The organism is Shewanella yunxiaonensis, assembly GCF_018223345.1.
GTDB classification, from domain to species: Bacteria; Pseudomonadota; Gammaproteobacteria; order Enterobacterales; family Shewanellaceae; genus Shewanella; species Shewanella yunxiaonensis.
In genome coordinates this window covers 1,256,847-1,275,909 of record NZ_CP073587.1, presented here as the reverse complement: position 1 = coordinate 1,275,909, position 19,063 = coordinate 1,256,847, and the positions used below count along the sequence as shown (strand labels likewise).

The window sequence follows — 19,063 nt, the reverse complement described above, 5'->3', positions numbered from 1 at the left end:
CTCTCCTACAGTGGCACTAGTTCTACTAGTGCCACTTATGATATTGATTAAGATTTATAACGGGACAACTATTTTAGCCCAGAGCTTTTCGCCTTCAGTTTTATTTTCGGCACCGAATTCATTTTGATATTTGAGTTCAATACTCATACCACTACTACCATCATATTTAATTGATGGACCAATGCCGTTTACCTTACCTTTATAATCACCATTAGTAGCACCACTACCAGAATCGGCGGTAACCTGAGTGTAGTAGTACCCTGACAATCCAAATGTCCATTGCTTATAGTGATATCCAGCAGCGTAGTCTATATGGAATTCGTTGCCGGACTTATAATCGGTATCATCATTCTTTGTATTGAAGTCATACATAAACTTAGTTGAAACTTCGATACCATTATCTGCCAAATAAGTAACAACAAATACAGGTTCGAAAGCCCAGTAATTACGACCCAAGTTTACGAAATCATTTTTGTTGTATTCACCGGTAGGCATATCAAAATCTACTGCAGCGGCAGCATGCCAATTTTTATTGAAGTGCCATGAAACATAAGGACCAACAGTAATATCACCCAAGCCGCTTTTCGTTCCACTTCCTACCAAAGATGTAGCACTGGCATGAGCTAACGGAATTAATGAATAAAAGCCTAGCTGTCCCCCAAACACGCCAATGTCAGTTTGATAAACCATACGATTGACTGTTGCTGTTGCATCTAGCTTCATATTTATTGGTAACGCATTACCATTAGCATCCGCTAGTTTACTTGCTGAATAATGATTCACATATTGTAATAAATATAATCCAGGTGGTGGTAATGCTCCTGACAGAAAGCCTTCTGCACCATTTGGATAAATACCGCCGCCACCTTCTGTAGCCATTGCCCCACTAACAAATAGTGCACTAGATAGTAACGCATATTTCAACGCTGATTTTTTCATTTTTTATCCTTACTTATTATATTAATTTTTAGTTTTTAATATACTTAACAGCATTCTTTGCGGCAGTTCTGCCTGAATATACAGCAAAGCCATATGCGTGGCCTGACGCCCATAAGGTATAAGTATCTGAATAAAGACCGGACACATCATTTCCTGTCGCATATAATCCTTTAATTTCCGTACTGTCTTTTCTTACGGCTTCCATCTTAGGATTCGTTCTAATGCCACCAAGAGATGTAAATTGGAATACACTTAATTTAATTGCATATACATTTTTTTCATTGAGAGAAACTAAATTACTGCGGCCTTTTAAATAGTCATAGTCATATTTATTTTCACAAGCCTTGTTATAACTTTTGAATGCATTCTCCAAGTTTTCATAAGGAACCCCGATTTCTTTTGCTAGTTCCTTAACACTTTTTGCTTGTTTAAATGCCTCGCTCTTAGCAGAAAGGGCGACTTTAATCTCACTATTTAACTTATTGAGCTTTTTCATTACTGGTACGATTACACCAACGCCATTATCAACCCCATGGTTTACGGCATAATCAACTAAGTTTTGATCGAAAATAGCCCAGCCAGAGCTGCCTGGTTGTTGGTGAAGTGCGTTACCCGCCTCAGCAAAGCTAAAAGCGATCTCTTCGTTGACAAATCGGTTACCTAGATTGTTTACCCACATATTGGTGGGTTGCCAGGTCATGGTAAATAAATCACCCATAGGGATAATGCCTTTACCACTAGTCCCGATGTGCATCATGAGGATCTCATCACCACCGTACGCTCCAACTTTATGTGCCATATCAATGGCTTCACCTGTTTTATGAAGTGGTAAAGTTCCAGGTGCAGTACTGCCGTCAATGCCGGTAAATTCTTTGATCTTTTCTGGACTATTGCCAAAGCCACCACTACCAATAATGACCGCTTTCGCATGAACGATAACTTCGTTACCTTTATGATCAGTACCCTTTACACCTTCCACTTTTCCATCTTTATAGATCAATGATGTACCGGGAGTACGCATCAGAAATTGTACGCCGTCTTTTTCTGCACGCTCCTGCAAGGTGGTGATTAAGGCCCCACCGTGTACAATATGACCGTTTGGCTGAATAACATGCCAAGTAGCCGGTTCCATTGGTGAAATCTGTACTGCTTTAAAATTAACGCCTAAGTCTCTTAGCCAATGGATATCATCAGCACTAGCTTCAATAAAATCCCGCTCAATTTTTCCATCGGTTAAATAGTGGGTGTATTCTTCTATTTTTTCGAAAGCCTCATCTCTCGTTAGTCCATAGGAATTAAGCTTTTGGTAATCTGATTCGACGGCAAACAAACCTTCTGCAAAGTTCGATGCGCCACCAAGATACGGATTTTTTTCTAAAAGAATGACTTTGGCTCCAGCATCGGCAGCTGTCACTGCCGCTGAAAGCCCTGCAGAGCCACCACCAACAACGGCAATATCTGTCGTATACTCAACCGTTTTTGCATCTGCGAAATTAGCGGTAGTAGCAAAAATTGAGAAAATAGAAGCTGCTATTAATGTTTTTTTCATACTGTTCACCACTCTTATTTAATTTTGCTAAACTGCTTATCTCTAGTAATAGGACCATGACAATCTTCACAGAACACTTTCAGTTCCGTATGAGATGTATGGCAGCTAGTACATTCTAAATTTTTGAAATGCGGACTTTGGTGAACGTTAATTTCCATGTCTTTAGTTTTTTCAGCTAGTGCATCATAAGATTTGTGGCATTTAAGACATTGATCGTTATTTACGTAGTCATTTACATTGCTTTTGTGACATGCATTACATTTAACTCCATTATCAATATGGAATTGTTGCCATTTCCATGTCTCTGCAATTGTCGAATTACACATAGTCACACCCATAAAGATTAAGGCTGTAACCAACAGGTTTCTTCTCATTTCGTATTCCCCATTTGCTAATAATATTTTTGAAAGCAAATTTATATTATTAAACTTTGCATTGTTTACAAGTTGGGTAACACTATGAAATTAAATAGGTAGTTTTATCCTAAAGAGATTTTCAATGTCTTATCATCAACGTAAGTTGATGTATTTTCTGGCGTGTTTATTTAAATACTTTATTTAATAGGTAGTATTACCTATTGATCACTAGGTAAATATTGCTATCCAACACTGTTTATATTTGTGACATTATTCAAAATGATTTATGTTTTTGCACTGTTGTTTAGTTATTCTTAATTTTATATGTGATAGTTATCAAAATATAAGTAAATATGCGCCATATTTAATCTATTTTTTAGTAATATACAGTATAGGTATGGGTGGAAAAGGCTGGCTCTCCAATGATGAACGACAAAACAAGCACCTTGATTAACGAAGACATACTAGAAGATAACTTCAAGTATTTACTTCAAAACATACCAATAGCTTACATAGTCATGGATGAGCTAAGTCAGTTTATAGGATTCAACCAAGCCTTTTTAGAAATGCTGGGATACTCAGCTGATGAGCTACTAGGAAAACCTTTTCATTATTTACTCAACGACAAAAGTGAGATAGAAAATCATTTAAAAACTACGTTTCCTCGCCTGATGCAAGATGGTTTCCATACCGCAATTTTTTCTTTAAGATCAAAGAATAATAATGTGGTGCATGTCAAGGCACATGGCTTTTTTGGTTATTTATCGGATAAGAAAACCAAAATTGCACATGGCTTCTTAGAAAACTTTACCGCTGAACATGACGCATCATTGGCTAAATTAAAATTGGAACGCGAATCTAAAAATGTTTTGGATGTAATATCTGAACACGTTATGTATTTCAGCCCAAATGGTAATTTGGAATGGTCAAACAATCTCAGCGCACCATTTTCTAACTTATACTGTTCTCGTGAAAAGAAAATCTGTGGTTATGAACAACATTGCCTCAAATGCCCAGTGAAGTATGTTCTTGAATTTAAGAAACCGTTTAGCACAGAGGTATCAGTAAATAAATCAGTTTTACAAATATCCGCATATCCGGTGTTTGAAAAAAATGACAACCTAATCAGTATAGTGCAAATAGTTAGAGATATTAGTGAACGGCGAAATTTAGAAAATTTTGTTGTCCGAGAATGTAATATTGAAAGACTAAATGTTGGTAGAGATATTCATGATGGATTAGGTCAAGAGTTAGTTAGCCTAAATTTACTTTCAAGAACTCTTTTAAATAAAGTTATTGATAAAAATAGCGCAGTATATGACCTAGCGGCAAAGATTGAAGAAAATGCGAGAAGAGCCACTTCATTATTGCACTCTACAATTCAAGGTCTCAGTCAAGTTCCTGACTCACCCGATGGTTTAAAAATTGCGTTGTCAAATTTAGTAGAGTCCATAAGTATTGCGTATACAAAATCGTGTGCTTTCATATGTAGGCACAATATTGAAATTGATGATTATTTAATTTCTACTAACCTTTATTACATTGCCAGCGAATCACTTACTAATGCGCTAAAGCATAGCAATTGTGATGAAGTAGTTATTCTTTTAGAGCAGGAAGGAAAAATTGTCACATTATCTATTAAAGATAATGGAACAGGATTTTCTTCCGCTGAACATCGCCGCAGTGGCAACGGTTTAAAAATTATGCAATATCGCGCTTCTATTATTAATGCAAATATTAGCGTAGAGTCGGATTCAAATGGTACAACAATCACTTGTAAACAGATGTTAGGAGGTCAGTATGAGTAATATTAATGTTTTGCTTGTAGACGACCATGTGGTGATTAGAGAAGCGCTAGCCAACTTATTAAATGAAAATGAAGAGATAAGTGTGGTCGCTCAAGCTAATAACATTCAAAAGGCCTTACATGATGTTAGGGTGTTCCCCATTGATGTCGCGATAGTAGATTTATCATTAGGTCAACAAAATGGTTTGGATCTGGTTCGCTCAATTACCGAGATTTATCCTCTGGTTAAATGTTTGGTATTTTCGATGTACCCAGAAGCATTATACGCTGAGCGATCCTTGAGAGCTGGTGCTAAGGGCTACGTGATGAAAAGCGAGTCTCCAGATGTTCTGATTTCCGCAATTAAGAAGGTTTACGCAGATGAAATTGCTTTAAGCCGGTTGATGACAAAAGCGCTAATTTCATCTCATAGTTCTGAAATTTTTGCCCCTGTCACCACTTCTTTCTCTTTGCAAAGCTTGGGTGATAGAGAACTAGAAATATTACTTTTAGTTGGAAAGGGTAATTTGACCAAAGAGATTGCTCAGCGGTTAAATTTAAGCGTTAAAACCGTTGATGCAGTCCGCCAAAAGTTAAAAGTAAAACTCGGTCTTGGTTCAGCTAGTGACTTGGTTAAGTTTGCTATCGAATATGCGAACTCCATAAACACGTAAACCTTGCAGCCTCGAGGCGTTTTTGGAATATTTTTAGGATATTACTGTCTTATCTTCAGCGCAGTTGAGTTGAGAACGTAATTGAAGAATTTCCTTTTTAGCTTCGCTCAATTCGTTACCTTTCGACTGCTCCGGTGAGGGGCTACAGGCTTTTACCCATTTATAACGACTATGCTGGGACACACCTAAATTCTCAGCCACATCATTGATGGAATATCCCCGTGCGGTGACTTGTCTTACCGCTTCATCCTTAATTCTGGACGGTATCTCTGATTGTTCATAGCGGTTCCCCAATGCTCAAATAATAGCTACAGGATATCTACTGAACACAGTCAACTACAGTAATTAATTGTTTTCTCGATAAAAACAACAAACTCGCTGTTGGGAGTCAAACCTGACATGACAGTCTTTTTGTATAATCGATTTTAGTTTACGACGAGCTCTTTGAATACGAGATTTAGTGGCAACTAAGCTCAGATTGTTGCTATCCGCAAAGCTTTGCTGGCTGACGCCTTGAAGATCACAACGAGTGATGATCTCCCGCTCATGTACGGATAGTTTTGCTAATGCATTGGGTAAACACTCAGTCAAACTATCGACCACAGACTGCGCTTCCTGCTCATCAATATGATCGTTAAAAGATGGCTGCAAGACCACTTTTTGTGATTGTCTAACAGCATCAATTAATAAATTTTTAGCCACTTTATATAGCCAAGCTCTTTGATTTTGGATGTCACAAAATTGTGTATTCTGCTTAAGCGCTTTCAAGAACGTATCTTGCAAAAGGTCAGAACTAAGCTGCATATCTCCACTTTGTTTAAGCAGCCAAGCATAAATTTGTGCTTCTGAATGATGCCACGTTTCTAACAAACATGGCATGACAGAAGTTTTTTTTAAATTATTCATAGTGCTTATACTTCTTTTGAAAGCAACATAGACAAATGCTATTTGCACTCACACATTATCGACAGAGCATAAAAAATTAACTTATTGATTATAAATAACTTGTTAAATTTCTGGTAGTTCAGCAAGGCGTTCTGTTGTCCCTGAAGTTGCAATAATAATACGGCATACATTCGCCCCTACCGCATCAGTCTTGTGATCCTTTTCTCATGGGGATGCCTGCAGTCACATATGAAAAATCATATATATCTGCGCCAACAAATTAAACACTGAGTGTGAAAAACTTGACGCATTCGACATTGCTAGCCAAAGGCTTGTGTGTTCAGCTGAAGAAACCACTTATATGGTGCGTGGGCATGTACCTTTATCTCATAGATAAAATTTACGGAAAATTTGCTGTTCTATACCCGATGTAACATTTATCGTTACTCACTAGGTTTGTTAACGTTGGTTAGCCATACGTAAAACATTGGAAGATAAAATAACGACAATACAGTGCCAACAAGTAATCCACCGATAGTAGCATCAGCTAATGGAGATAAACGCTCTAGACCGACAGCACGTTGCATAGCGATGGGGATCATGCCAGCAATTGTACCAAAAGCCGTCATCAAGATCGGGCGATATCGCAATCGGATTGCTTCTACGGCCGCGTCATAGGCATTCGCACCGGCCTCCCGGCGTTCTCGAATGAAATCCACCATAAGAATTGAGTTCTTAATTACAATGGAAAACAACAAAACAATACCCAAAATCGCAGGCATAGCCATAGCTTTACCAAAAGCCAGTAAGCCCCATACTGCCCCAATAGCTGACAGTGGCAGGATCAAAACTGACAAAGCACCGAGACTGAAACTGCGATAGGCCGGTACTAGAATGCCAAACAACAGTAGCACTCCGGTACCAAGGCCGATTAGCATACGCTTGCTGGACTGACTACCTTCTGCATCATCGCCCATCTCGGCATAGGTTACGCTAGCGGGAAGAACCTTGCTTGCTGCAAGTACCGCTGCATCTTTTATGAAGCTAATCGGTGCTGTATTACGATACGCCAAAATATCAAGCGTATAGCGCATACCATTGGTGGTAATCACGGCAACTCCAGGTACCCGTTCCACCTGAGCCACTTGGCCAAGAGGAATACTCTTTCCGTTAGCCAACTGAATTGGCAATAGCAACAGATTTTCAGGTTCATTTCGGTAAGGCGCCTTAAAATACAGCCGGACCGGAAGTGCTGTCACTGTGGGCAATTTACTTAATGATGCCCCAGATATTCCTTTGATTGGCAATTGCGAAATGACGGCCTCAGGAGTCAGGTTAAGCGCCCGCAGCTTGTCTTCATTAAAAACAATATGAGCTTCATTGGCATCAGCATCCCACGTTGAAGAGATGGATGTTATCCCCGGTACTTTTTGGAGTGCGATCTTAACCTTAACAGCCGCCGCCGGGAGTTGTCGCCAGTCCTCTGCATAGAGCCGAATATCAACAGGGGCCTTGACTGTTGAGAGAACGGTTACACCAGAATCAAACACATCAGCAAATGCAATACCGGGTAAGGCGTTCAGTTTTTGACGCAAATTTGCTTCTATTTGCCAACTAGTTTGTTTACGTTCTTGACGGTTGACATAGGCAAGTGTGTAGATTGCTTCGGCTGGCAATTGCCCAGCCCCCATAGAGAGGACGCCAGGTTCAGAACCATAGGCTACTGATATCCGCTTGATGCGCGGATCTTTCATTAAATCTGCCTCAAATGATGTCAGCCTTTTCTCTGCACTTTCTACCGTATCATTGGCACTGAATTTAACATGTACTTTGACCAATCCTGTATCCATAGGAGGTAATGCATCACGGCCGATCAAGGGCATTACAATCTTTAAACTAACTACTAGGAGGACAAAGGCGGGCAGAATTAACAACCATCGACGAAGTTTTCTACCAGCAAATGAAAAGGACAGAAGTCTTTCAAAACCGGCGGCATGAGGTGCTATACCACGCTGGTAAAGTCTTTCCATAAAGCGCTCTAGCGTGTTCTTAGGTGGTAAGCCATTGCGATACCAGAAAGCAGACAGTCGTGGAATAAAAGTAACCGCTATAAACCATGAAACAAATACAGCAATAATTACAGTGAGGATCAGGTGTTTGAACAACTGCTGAGGCAGTTCGCCCACGGCCATCAGTGGCGCGATGACCGCCGCAGTGGCGAGTGTTCCAATGAAAATCGGTCCCAAAACTTCGCGAGTCCCGTAAACAATGGCATCTTCCACTTTTTCGTGCAATGCGCCTAGATGGCGCTCAATGTTTTCCAATACGACCACGGCATCATCGACTAACATGCCAAGAGCGAGAATAATTCCGGTCATAACCAGAATATTAAGTTCGCGTCCCAACAGCCAAAGGATACCCATCGTCGCCAAAAAAACGAGTGGAATGCTCACTAATGCGGTTACGACTGCCCGCCAATTGCCAAGGAAAAACAGGATCACTACGCTCGTAAATAAAATTGCATCTCTTAGCGCCTCTACCATGTTGCTGTTGGACGTTTGGATCAACTCCCCCTGTGTATCGGCAACCGAAAATTCGATATTGGGATAACGGGCTTGCAGCCTTGGAATAACGGCATTCGCATCATCGATTGCCGCTTGCACAGCACCACTCGGGGGCCGCTGAATAGAGACGGCAATTGCGTCTTTGCCGTTGCCATGGTAAGCAGAAAATCGTTCGCCATGAGATAAGGACAGTGTCGCCACATCACCGAGACGCACGCCATTAAGTAAAGGTAATGAGCGGAGGGCATCGACCGAAGCCCGTTCTCCATAAACTGTCACTGTCAGGGCGGATGTATGATTTTTGGCAATCCCTAATGGCCAGTCACGATTTAGTTTGGTCAGGATATCTTGAGCCTTCGACGCATCCAGATGGTAACGGGCAAGCCGCATCGGATCAAATTCCACACGTACAGCAGGCTCATAACCGCCAAACACCTCTACGTTGGCAATGTGTGGCTGAGTTACGAATGCGGCACGGATATCATTTTCAGCAATGAGACGCACGGTTTCTAAATTCAATGCACTGCCAGGTTTTGGAGAAAGCGCTAAAGTCATGACTGGATTGGTGAAACCACCAGTCGCATATACTGACGATGAAGGTGTATCCACTGGCAATTTCGAGCGCACCCGCGAAAGCGCGTTGTTAACGTCGATGAGCGCAGCATCCAGTCCCTTTTGATAATCAAATTCAGTCCGGACAATCGATACTTCATTCTTGTTGACAGTCTGTACATCACGGATTTTGGCTAATGACCATAACTCCTGCTCCATTGGTTGCGCCACTTTTTGAGTCACAGTCAAGGCCGACGCCCCCGGCAGCGCGGTGATAACTGTAACTTGGGGACGTTCAATATCCGGAAACATGTTGCGGGGCATATTGAGATAACCGATGATGCCCAGCAGTGAAAAGATAAGCAGGATCATTCCCAGTAACAAAGGCCGCTTGTAAAAGAATTCAAAAAGCATAGTTACTTACCAACCATAAACGGAGCGCCTGCCTGTAGACGCGCTAGAATGTCAGGGCTTGCGCACGCTAAAGCTCCATTTACCCGCGGGTCTTGAGTAACCATTCCTTCTTCCCCTTCGGCCTGGATATCAAGATCAAGCGGTATTAGTTTTTCTCCTTTGATATACATAACAGTGGCACGGTTTCCGTTGCTACTCACAGTACAGCCCTGAGGGATCAATAAACCCGTTCCTGAAAACAACACGACTTTTACAGCAGTCCTGCTCCCCGGAAGCAGACCATCCATCACTGCACGCGCCTCGAACCGTCGAGAACCCTGTTCAGAAGCTTCCGGCCAAGATGTTAGTGGTAAAGTCCGTCCCTGAGCGGTAAGTGCCACGGGCACAACTTGTTCCGGCATATTGACGACCAGACGCATGCCGGCCCGCGGATCAGTGATTTTCAGCAGCGGCTTGCCTGGGGTGGCCAAATCACCGGGTTGAGCGAGACGCTGGCTGACTATGCCATCGAACGGTGCAACCAGCGTGGCATTGCGCAGGTTTTCACGAGCAATCTCCAATCGCACACGCGCGGCTGCAGCAGCAGCTTCATCGAACTGTAATTGTTCGGTGGATATTCCACCTAGTTCATGTAATGCCTTTGAACGCCTCAATTTTTCTTGTGCTGCAACGAAAGCACTTTCAGAAGCGGCGAGATCAGTATTGAGAGAGTTACTTTGTGACAAGACATCGCCGGATGTGCTCATATCGAGCTTGGCCAGCAAAGCACCGCGTTTGAATCGGTCCCCTTCAAAAAAAGGCAATACCGTGACATAACCCGTCAACCGACTCGATAACACGGTATCGTGAACGGCCAACACTTCGGCTATGGATGATTGTGTCAATACAACCTTCGATGGGCGGATTTCAACGCGAGAAATGACCAGTGGAGTGATGACTGGCATAGGTTCAGCAGCCAGTTGCGCTTTCTTTTTGAGTACCAAACCGACACCAACACCAATGATTACAAGCAATAAAACGATTATTTTAATTGGAATTTTCATAGTCATTCATTCCCTGTCCGCGGATATTGTTTCCAAAGCAGCAATATAAGCGTTCGGTTTGGTTCCAATCAGCATCTGTATCCCCGACCAAGCCGCCACAGCCTTTGCTTGCGCCTGTGCTAAACGAGTTTCCGCTTCCAACAGGTCGTCTTCATGACGGAACAGATTCTCCATCGTTTGACTCCCTAGACTGTGCATTTTTCGTTCTACTTTGACGAGTTCACTGCGGTAAACAACTTCCTTTTCCAAGGCAACAATCTCGGTTCTTGCCATGTCGTATTGCGCTGAAAGACTGCTATATGCTGCTTCCGCTTCGCGTAAAGTCGCTCGAGTTGCCTCCTGTGAGGCCTTAGCAGAAGCACGCACAGCATCAAGTTGACGATAGCTGCTTACACCAAAAGGTAAGCTAATGTTAATACCTATGCTCCATGTATCACGTGAGTCTCCATTTCCCGCATAGTTCTTTCCGAAATTGCCATCCAGAGACACCTGTGGCATTAAATTAGCGCGAGCTTCTTTGACTGCAGATTGGGCACTCTGCTCTGCCGCCTTGGCGATCTTGACAGTCAACGCGTCCTGAACCGACGTATTTGTTAATTCAGGGACAAGCACTTCGGCCTCTACAATAACGTTTGGCTTTCCGCTGGATTCTGACAGACTAGCTTGCGTTGCAAAGATATCCCCTTGAATTTGAGTTTCATCTGACAGCAGACGGGCGAGCTGACTTTCAGCATAAGTCAACTGAACATGTGCGGAACGTCCAAGTGCGACTTCTTCTGTCAAACGTTTGTGCATACGCTCAACCTGTCCCTTATAGGCTAATAAGGCCAGTTTACGTTTCTTCAACGCATATAATGTGTAATAAGCCCCAAGAGTTTGATGTAGTTTTCTAAGTTGCTGTCGCCGGTATAGCAGATGTGCAGCCACAGCTTGGTTGTTGGCATTATCAACGCTCGCTGCGATCTGCCCAAAGATGTCGAGAGGCAGACGATAGGAGATACTCAACACAGTAACATTATTGTCAATCAATGGGTCTGGTAGCGTCCCCGGCGCGTAATAGCCAACCACATGAGGGCCCTCATAGCGACGTTGGTCATACCCAACAGCTGCCTGACCATAAAATTTTCCCCTAGCAGCATCAATCTGGAGCCTAGCAGCCTCAGATTGAAGACGTGACGATAATACTGACGGGTTATCCAATGTCGCCCGTAACAGATCGCCCAATTCACTACCCAAAGACTTTGCTGTTAGCGTGCAGTTTAATATTCCTAATGTGAGGACAAAAATTAAGGAACATTTTTTATAATTCATAGGCTTCCCGGAAAAGTATTCATATGATGGCGATTGCATGTTGAGCTTTCGTTCCACAACTACATGCAAGCGATGAGTATTCCTTAAAGGTAACTCTCGATACTTCAAGAAGAGCAAAAGAAAGGCGGTGGTCGTTGCTGAATAGATTTTCAATCTCTATGCCAAACTCTCTCGCTATCAATGCATTCGTATCTTTATAAATAGAGCTCAACGCCAATAAAGTCTCATTTAGGAAGACGAACGAAACCGCAAAAAGATGCAAAAAATAATGAGAAACTGAACTTAAAAACCTATCTACCGCGGTATGTGATAATTTACATTTCAGTTGTCTATTTTGAGCGGATGTTCTTTAGTTGAAATCACTCTCACACCGTAACCCGCAGTCCTCGAGCACGATAGATAAAAGACCCTAATTAACGAGTTAAGTATTCCCAAGGCTGCTAGTGGTTTGGGATGACAGATGCAGAAATTCAATGGTCTGTTTTTGGGAAGCTTTTTTACGAAGAACGATCAGGCCAGAGAGGTCATAATAGACAATAGCAAAGGTTGGCTTGCATAAATCGATACCCGGCGCTTGAATAAACGCGGTAGCTCACCTCCTGTCCAAACTTAATCTCAGCATAATTGCTAAAATTGGAGGCCCACTATCACATTAAACCCAACAATACGGGGCTTTTTAGCAACTGATATAAAATGGGCTCGAACTAAATCGCAGGCATAAAAAAACCGCCTGAGGCGGTTCATTATGTGTTGGTGGAGCTATGCGGGATCGAACCGCAGACCTCTTGCATGCCATGCAAGCGCTCTCCCAGCTGAGCTATAACCCCAAATTCAGATCCCAGACGGAAGTGAATTGGCATCCCCTAGGGGATTCGAACCCCTGTTACCGCCGTGAAAGGGCGGTGTCCTAGGCCTCTAGACGAAGGGGACACTGGACCGAAACTTTACTCTGTTTCCTGAGGCGGTATGAAACCTGCTGACTCTTTTATTTTACTGATATAAGGCTGTATCAGTAAAATTGGCATCCCGAAGGACCCTGAATAAGCAATTGGTGGAGCTATGCGGGATCGAACCGCAGACCTCTTGCATGCCATGCAAGCGCTCTCCCAGCTGAGCTATAGCCCCGAAATTCTTGTTCCGAAAATCGGTTTTGGCATCCCCTAGGGGATTCGAACCCCTGTTACCGCCGTGAAAGGGCGGTGTCCTAGGCCTCTAGACGAAGGGGACCCTGGACTGAAACTTTACTCTGTTTCCTGAGGCGGTATGAAACCTGCTGACTCTTTTATTTCACCGATATAAGGCTGTATCAGTAAAATTGGCATCCCCTAGGGGATTCGAACCCCTGTTACCGCCGTGAAAGGGCGGTGTCCTAGGCCTCTAGACGAAGGGGACCCTGGACTGAAACTTTACTCTGTTTCCTGAGGCGGTATGAAACCTGCTGACTCTTTTATTTCACCGATATAAGGCTGTATCAGTAAAATTGGCATCCCCTAGGGGATTCGAACCCCTGTTACCGCCGTGAAAGGGCGGTGTCCTAGGCCTCTAGACGAAGGGGACCCTGGACTGAAACTTTACTCTGTTTCCTGAGGCGGTATGAAACCTGCTGACTCTTTTATTTCACCGATATAAGGCTGTATCAGTAAAATTGGCATCCCCTAGGGGATTCGAACCCCTGTTACCGCCGTGAAAGGGCGGTGTCCTAGGCCTCTAGACGAAGGGGACCCTGGACTGAAACTTTACTCTGTTTCCTGAGGCGGTATGAAACCTGCTGACTCCTTTATTCCACCGATATAAGGCTGTATCAGTAAAATTGGCATCCCGAAGGACCCTGAATAAGAAATTGGTGGAGCTATGCGGGATCGAACCGCAGACCTCTTGCATGCCATGCAAGCGCTCTCCCAGCTGAGCTATAACCCCTAATCTCTTAAACATTTGAGCATGCTACAGCGAACTGTCACCCATGTCCCAAGTGCGAGGCGCATTCTATGCAGCACACCCAAATGTGTCAACGCATTTTTTAGGAATTTAATCTGGCTGCTACAAATTCAACCGCTTTGGAGATTCTTTGCTCGCAGCGCGCTTTTCCGATAAGAAACAGCGTAATATCTAAGGATGGAGATTGGCCGACACCAGTCACGGCAACACGCAGTGGCATACCCACTTTACCCATACCCACATCGAGTTCTGTCGCGGTTTCTTCAATGGCCTGATGCACCGCTTCCTGAGTCCATTCGGGTAAAGCGGCTAGCTTCTGCTGCACCAATTTTAATGGCTCCAGCGCCACCCCACGTAGATGCTTTTTGGCAGCGACTTCTTCAAACTCAGCAAAGTCTTCATAGAAGTAGCGGCTATGCTCAGCCATCTCCTTCAATGTTTTGCTACGTTCTGCCAAAGCAGTCACAACAGCAGACAATGCTGGACCATTGCTGGTATCAATCTTTTGATCCTGCATATGCCATTGCAAGAAACCGGCAACATACTCAGAGTCCAGCGTCTTCATGTAATGCTGGTTCAGCCATTGCAGTTTCTCGGTATTGAAAGCAGATGCGGCTTTGTTGATGTCATCCAGCTTGAAGTACTGCACCATCTCATCAAGAGAAAAGATCTCCTGATCGCCATGGGACCAACCCAAACGTACCAGGTAGTTCAACAATGCTTCCGGCAGATAGCCATCGTCACGATATTGCATCACACTGACTGCACCATGACGTTTTGACAATTTGGCACCATCATCACCAAGGATCATGGACACATGTGCGTACTCAGGAATAGGAGCGCCCAGTGCTTTCAATATATTGATCTGTTTCGGTGTATTGTTGATATGGTCTTCACCACGGATCACACAGGTGATCCCCATATCCCAGTCGTCCACTACCACACAGAAGTTATAGGTTGGAGTGCCATCACTACGTGCGATGATCAAGTCATCCAATTCTTCGTTGGCAATTTCAATGCGGCCACGCACGTGGTCATCAAACACCACGCTGCCTTCTTGTGGCATTTTAAATCGGATTACGTAAGGCTCGTCGGTGTCACGCGGAGCGGCATCACGACAGCAGCCATCATATTTCTGACGTTCACCTTTAGCGGCCTGCTCTTCACGTAGCGTTTCCAAACGTTCTTTGGAGCAGTAACACTTGTAGGCTTTACCCTCTTCCAGCAGTTTTGCAATCACTTCATTGTAACGGTCAAAACGCTTGGTCTGGTAATAAGGGCCTTCGTCCCAATTCAGGCCAAGCCATTCCATACCTTCAAGAATGGCATCCACTGCTGCCTGGGTTGAACGCTCCAGATCCGTATCCTCAATACGCAGTACAAACTCACCCTTATTGGCCCGTGCATGAAGCCAGGAATAAAGAGCTGTACGGGCACCGCCCACATGTAAATAGCCGGTTGGGCTAGGAGCAAAACGCGTCTTGGTGGTCATAATCGAACACAAACCTTATTGATAAGGAGCCTGTTCACAGGCGAGTGAAAAAAGAGCGCTTATTCTACCAGCCCTGGCAACAAAGGGGAAAGATCAAACCGTAGCGATATCTTGGTGATACCTCATTGCTATTGCGCAGTTAAATGGGTGGAATTCCACCCATCGACCATTTAAATGTGAGCCATTTCTCACACATATATATTTTACATGTGACATACGTCAAACAATCTACACTTTAAGAACCAATAAGTTACAGGAAAGTTAACAAATTGGCGCGCAACTTGCCTTTAGTCAGGGCAACCATTGGGAAATAAAGCTGTTTTCCCGGGTACAGATACGGATTTTATGGGGCTCGTATCTGGAAAACATATAAATCAGAAGGATTAAACGATGACTATAAAAAGTACTAAGCACATCAGTCTGTTGTCTCAGTCGTTGAAGACGTTGGCAAAACTGGCAATCGTCGGTTCAGTGATGGCCACCAGCTTCTTAGCTTCTGCTGAGCCGATAGAAATCAAGTTTTCTCACGTAGTAGCTGAAAATACCCCTAAGGGTCAGGCAGCACTGAAGTTTAAAGAGTTAGTGGAAAAGCGCTTACCAGGGGAATACACCGTGAGTGTTTTTCCTAACTCACAGTTATTTGGTGACAATAACGAATTAGCGGCACTGTTACTGAACGACGTTCAGTTTGTTGCGCCATCCCTCTCTAAATTTGAACGTTATACCAAAAAACTGCAGCTGTTCGATCTGCCGTTCCTGTTCAAAGATATGGATGCGGTAGAGCGTTTCCAGCAAAGTGAAGAAGGTCAGAAGTTGCTGGGGTCCATGAAGCGCAAAGGCCTTGTCGGTATTGGTTATCTGCATAATGGTATGAAGCAGTTCTCTGCGAATGAACCATTACTGTTACCAAAGGATGCAGAAGGTAAGAAATTCCGCGTAATGGCATCTGATGTGTTAGCCGCACAATTTGAAACATTGAACGCTATGGCTGTTAAAAAGCCATTTTCTGAAGTGTTCACGCTGCTGCAAACTCGCGCAATCGACGGTCAGGAAAACACCTGGTCTAACATCTACTCTAAGAAATTCTACGAAGTTCAGTCATACATTACAGAAAGTAACCATGGGGTGCTGGACTACATGGTGGTGACTTCAGATACCTTCTGGAAGAGCTTACCTGCAGATAAACGCAAAGTAATCAAAGAGTGTATGGATGAAGCAATTGCCTACGGTAACAAAATGGCCGCAGACAAAAACGCTGAAGATCGCCAGGCCATTATTGACTCAAAAGAATCAAAAGTGGTTGAGCTGACGCCAGAGCAACGTCAGGCTTGGGTTGATACCATGAAGCCTGTATGGGGCAAGTTCGAAGATCAAATTGGTAAAGAAGTGATTGACGCTGCGGTAGCAGCCAACCAGTAAAGTTGTCTGGGGGCTGGCAGCAGCCCCCCTTTTCCACTGGGGATGGATTATGTTATCTCGATTCTTTGCTTATTTCGAAGAAGGCTTTCTTAATGTGCTGATTTCCGCCATGACCATTCTGGTTTTCGTGGAAGTCGTCGCCCGGTTCTTCTTTAACGTTGGTTTTCTGTGGATGCAGGAACTAACACTCACCATAGCTGGCTGGTTTGTCCTATTTGGGATGTCCTATGGCGTCAAAGTAGGTGCGCACATTGGTGTAGACGCCTTTGTGAAAAAACTGCCCCGCAGAGGCCGCAAATATACCGCATTGGTAGCCGTCATTATCTGTCTGGTGTATTGCTGTCTGTTCCTGATCGGCAGTTGGGATTACCTGAAGCAGATGTATGAGACGGGTGTTCCAATGGAGGATATTTCTTTCCCGCAAGCCTGGATGGCAAACCTTGATGCAGACAAAATCTGGGACACCTGGCGCATAGATGTGGAAGATCCCCGAGTGCCATTATGGATGTCACAAAGCATTCTGTTATTCGGCTTTTCAATGCTGACCTGGCGCTTTGTCGAACTCTTCATTGCCGTAGTACGTAACCAATCTATTGGCTTTAGCTTCCATGATGAAGCCAAAGAAAGCATGCAGTTGGCGGATGAAAATTCCAACAACGGTAACACCCACGACAACAATCATTCAGATCCACAGGTGAAACCATGACAATTGCTACGCTGTTTATCACACTGTTTCTCTGTATGCTGCTCGGGATGCCGATCGCAATTGCGCTGGGTTTCTCCAGCATGCTGACCATTTTGTTATTTTCCAATGATTCGCTAGCTTCCGTGGCGCTAAAGCTTTACGCCTCGACTTCAGAACACTATACCCTGTTGGCAATTCCATTTTTTATCCTGTCTTCGGCTTTTCTATCGACCGGCGGTGTTGCCAGACGCATTATCGATTTCGCGATGGATAGTGTCGGCCATATCCGTGGCGGCCTGGCAATGGCATCCGTCATGGCGTGTATGTTATTTGCTGCGGTATCAGGTTCATCACCCGCGACCGTAGCTGCCATTGGTTCAATTGTAATCGTCGGGATGGTTCGCGCCGGATACCCGGAGAAATTCGCCGCTGGGGTTATTACCACCTCGGGAACACTGGGGATCCTTATCCCACCATCCATTGTGATGCTGGTGTACGCTGCCGCGACTGAAGTCTCTGCTGCCAGAATGTTTATGGCGGGCTTGATCCCCGGTCTGATGATGGGTGGTTTATTGATGGTTGCCATCTATATTACAGCCCGTATCAAAGGTCTGCCGTCCCAGCCATTCCCGGGATTTAACAAATTGTCCATCTCTTTTGCCAAAGCAATGGGTGGACTGATGCTAATCGTCATCGTCCTTGGCTCGATTTACGGTGGTGTAGCCAGTCCGACTGAGGCGGCGGCGGTAGCGTGTATCTACGCCTATCTGGTTGCAGTCTTCGGTTATCGAGATATCGGGCCATTGAAAAATGTCGCTTGGCGCAACAAAGGTGAAGCACTACCGGCAGCGATTCTTCGCAACCTGTGGCATGTGGTACTGGGTATCATAAAAACGCCGACGGATAAGGAAGTGCGCACAGTGGTGCGTGATGGGGCCAAAGTGTCCATTATGCTGCTGTTTATCATCGGTAACGCGATGTTGTTCGCGCATGTGCTGACGACTGAACGCATTCCGCATCATATTGCTGAAGCAATTGTAGGCTGGGGACTACCAGCATGGGGCTTCCTGATCATCGTTAACTTGCTGTTATTAGCAGCAGGTAACTTTATGGAACCCTCCGCGATTCTGCTGATCATGGCGCCAATTCTGTTCCCTATTGCCGTCAAACTTGGTATCGACCCGATCCACCTGGGCATTATCATGGTGGTTAACATGGAAATCGGTATGTTAACGCCACCGGTAGGACTCAACTTGTTTGTGACGTCGGGAATTACCAACAAAAGTATCGGCTGGGTCATCAAAGCCTGCCTGCCATGGCTGCTGTTGTTACTGTTCTTCCTCGTGTTAATCACTTATGTGCCGCAGATATCGCTGGTACTGCCAGAGTTTCTTGACAGTCTGCGAAATCCTTAGCCCTTGAAAAAACATGAAGTATCGGCGAGTCTAGGCCAGACTCG

General features: G+C 44.2%; 14 protein-coding genes and 8 tRNA genes. 5 read left to right on the top strand and 17 right to left on the bottom strand.

The features are described 5' to 3' along the window. Positions 1–54 precede the first annotated feature (54 nt). Genes KDN34_RS06000 through KDN34_RS05990 form a run of 3 tightly spaced genes read right to left on the bottom strand, consistent with a single transcriptional unit; the run spans position 55 to position 2,862 of the window. On the bottom strand, positions 55–939 hold the full coding sequence (locus KDN34_RS06000; protein ID WP_212595991.1) for a SphA family protein: 885 nt from the start codon (positions 937–939) through the stop codon (positions 55–57). A gap of 28 nt (positions 940–967) precedes the next feature. After that, positions 968–2,488, bottom strand: a complete 1,521-nt coding sequence (locus KDN34_RS05995) for an FAD-dependent oxidoreductase (protein WP_212595990.1) — start codon at positions 2,486–2,488, stop codon at positions 968–970. 14 nt (positions 2,489–2,502) lie between these two features. After that, on the bottom strand, positions 2,503–2,862 hold the full coding sequence (locus tag KDN34_RS05990; protein ID WP_212595989.1) for a cytochrome c3 family protein: 360 nt from the start codon (positions 2,860–2,862) through the stop codon (positions 2,503–2,505). Between the two features lie 383 nt (positions 2,863–3,245). Here KDN34_RS05990 and KDN34_RS05985 point away from each other — a divergent pair, with 383 nt between their 5' ends. Both KDN34_RS05985 and KDN34_RS05980 read left to right on the top strand, forming a co-directional pair. Next, positions 3,246–4,652 (top strand): sensor histidine kinase, encoded by a 1,407-nt coding sequence (locus KDN34_RS05985; protein ID WP_212595988.1) that lies wholly within the window; start codon positions 3,246–3,248, stop codon positions 4,650–4,652. Then, on the top strand, positions 4,645–5,304 hold the full coding sequence (locus KDN34_RS05980; RefSeq protein ID WP_212595987.1) for a response regulator transcription factor: 660 nt from the start codon (positions 4,645–4,647) through the stop codon (positions 5,302–5,304). The genes KDN34_RS05985 and KDN34_RS05980 overlap by 8 nt, the downstream gene beginning before the upstream one ends. A gap of 33 nt (positions 5,305–5,337) precedes the next feature. Here KDN34_RS05980 and KDN34_RS17510 read toward each other — a convergent pair whose 3' ends face one another. The 14 genes from KDN34_RS17510 to gltX form a co-directional block, all read right to left on the bottom strand. After that, on the bottom strand, positions 5,338–5,598 hold the full coding sequence (locus KDN34_RS17510) for a transposase (RefSeq protein ID WP_212595986.1): 261 nt from the start codon (positions 5,596–5,598) through the stop codon (positions 5,338–5,340). Between the two features lie 51 nt (positions 5,599–5,649). Then, complete coding sequence (locus KDN34_RS05970; protein WP_212595985.1) at positions 5,650–6,210, bottom strand: sigma-70 family RNA polymerase sigma factor; 561 nt, start codon at positions 6,208–6,210, stop codon at positions 5,650–5,652. 422 nt (positions 6,211–6,632) lie between these two features. Then, on the bottom strand, positions 6,633–9,719 hold the full coding sequence (locus KDN34_RS05965) for an efflux RND transporter permease subunit (protein ID WP_228730436.1): 3,087 nt from the start codon (positions 9,717–9,719) through the stop codon (positions 6,633–6,635). A 2-nt stretch (positions 9,720–9,721) separates the two neighbouring features. Then, positions 9,722–10,762, bottom strand: a complete 1,041-nt coding sequence (locus tag KDN34_RS05960; protein ID WP_212595983.1) for an efflux RND transporter periplasmic adaptor subunit — start codon at positions 10,760–10,762, stop codon at positions 9,722–9,724. Positions 10,763–10,768: 6 nt separating this feature from the next. Continuing rightward, the gene (locus KDN34_RS05955) at positions 10,769–12,073 is read right to left on the bottom strand and encodes a TolC family protein (protein WP_212595982.1); all 1,305 of its coding nucleotides are present in this window, start codon (positions 12,071–12,073) and stop codon (positions 10,769–10,771) included. 751 nt (positions 12,074–12,824) lie between these two features. Continuing rightward, positions 12,825–12,900: transfer RNA gene (locus KDN34_RS05950), tRNA-Ala, on the bottom strand. 27 nt (positions 12,901–12,927) lie between these two features. After that, a tRNA-Glu gene (locus KDN34_RS05945) sits at positions 12,928–13,003 on the bottom strand. Positions 13,004–13,122: 119 nt separating this feature from the next. After that, positions 13,123–13,198, bottom strand: a tRNA-Ala gene (locus KDN34_RS05940). A gap of 26 nt (positions 13,199–13,224) precedes the next feature. Beyond that, positions 13,225–13,300 (bottom strand) — tRNA-Glu (locus KDN34_RS05935). 89 nt (positions 13,301–13,389) lie between these two features. Continuing rightward, positions 13,390–13,465, bottom strand: a tRNA-Glu gene (locus tag KDN34_RS05930). 89 nt (positions 13,466–13,554) lie between these two features. Next, positions 13,555–13,630, bottom strand: a tRNA-Glu gene (locus KDN34_RS05925). 89 nt (positions 13,631–13,719) lie between these two features. Beyond that, a tRNA-Glu gene (locus KDN34_RS05920) sits at positions 13,720–13,795 on the bottom strand. Positions 13,796–13,914: 119 nt separating this feature from the next. After that, positions 13,915–13,990: transfer RNA gene (locus KDN34_RS05915), tRNA-Ala, on the bottom strand. A 100-nt stretch (positions 13,991–14,090) separates the two neighbouring features. Further along, on the bottom strand, positions 14,091–15,500 hold the full coding sequence (gltX, locus tag KDN34_RS05910; RefSeq protein ID WP_212595981.1) for a glutamate--tRNA ligase: 1,410 nt from the start codon (positions 15,498–15,500) through the stop codon (positions 14,091–14,093). Between the two features lie 390 nt (positions 15,501–15,890). Between gltX and KDN34_RS05905 the strand changes: the two genes are divergently transcribed. From KDN34_RS05905 to KDN34_RS05895, 3 genes are read left to right on the top strand one after another with little or no spacing between them, the layout of a single operon-like run. After that, complete coding sequence (locus KDN34_RS05905; protein ID WP_212595980.1) at positions 15,891–16,919, top strand: TRAP transporter substrate-binding protein; 1,029 nt, start codon at positions 15,891–15,893, stop codon at positions 16,917–16,919. A gap of 49 nt (positions 16,920–16,968) precedes the next feature. Further along, positions 16,969–17,625 (top strand): TRAP transporter small permease, encoded by a 657-nt coding sequence (locus KDN34_RS05900; protein WP_212595979.1) that lies wholly within the window; start codon positions 16,969–16,971, stop codon positions 17,623–17,625. Next, on the top strand, positions 17,622–19,019 hold the full coding sequence (locus tag KDN34_RS05895; protein ID WP_212595978.1) for a TRAP transporter large permease: 1,398 nt from the start codon (positions 17,622–17,624) through the stop codon (positions 19,017–19,019). The genes KDN34_RS05900 and KDN34_RS05895 overlap by 4 nt, the downstream gene beginning before the upstream one ends. Positions 19,020–19,063: the final 44 nt, after the last annotated feature.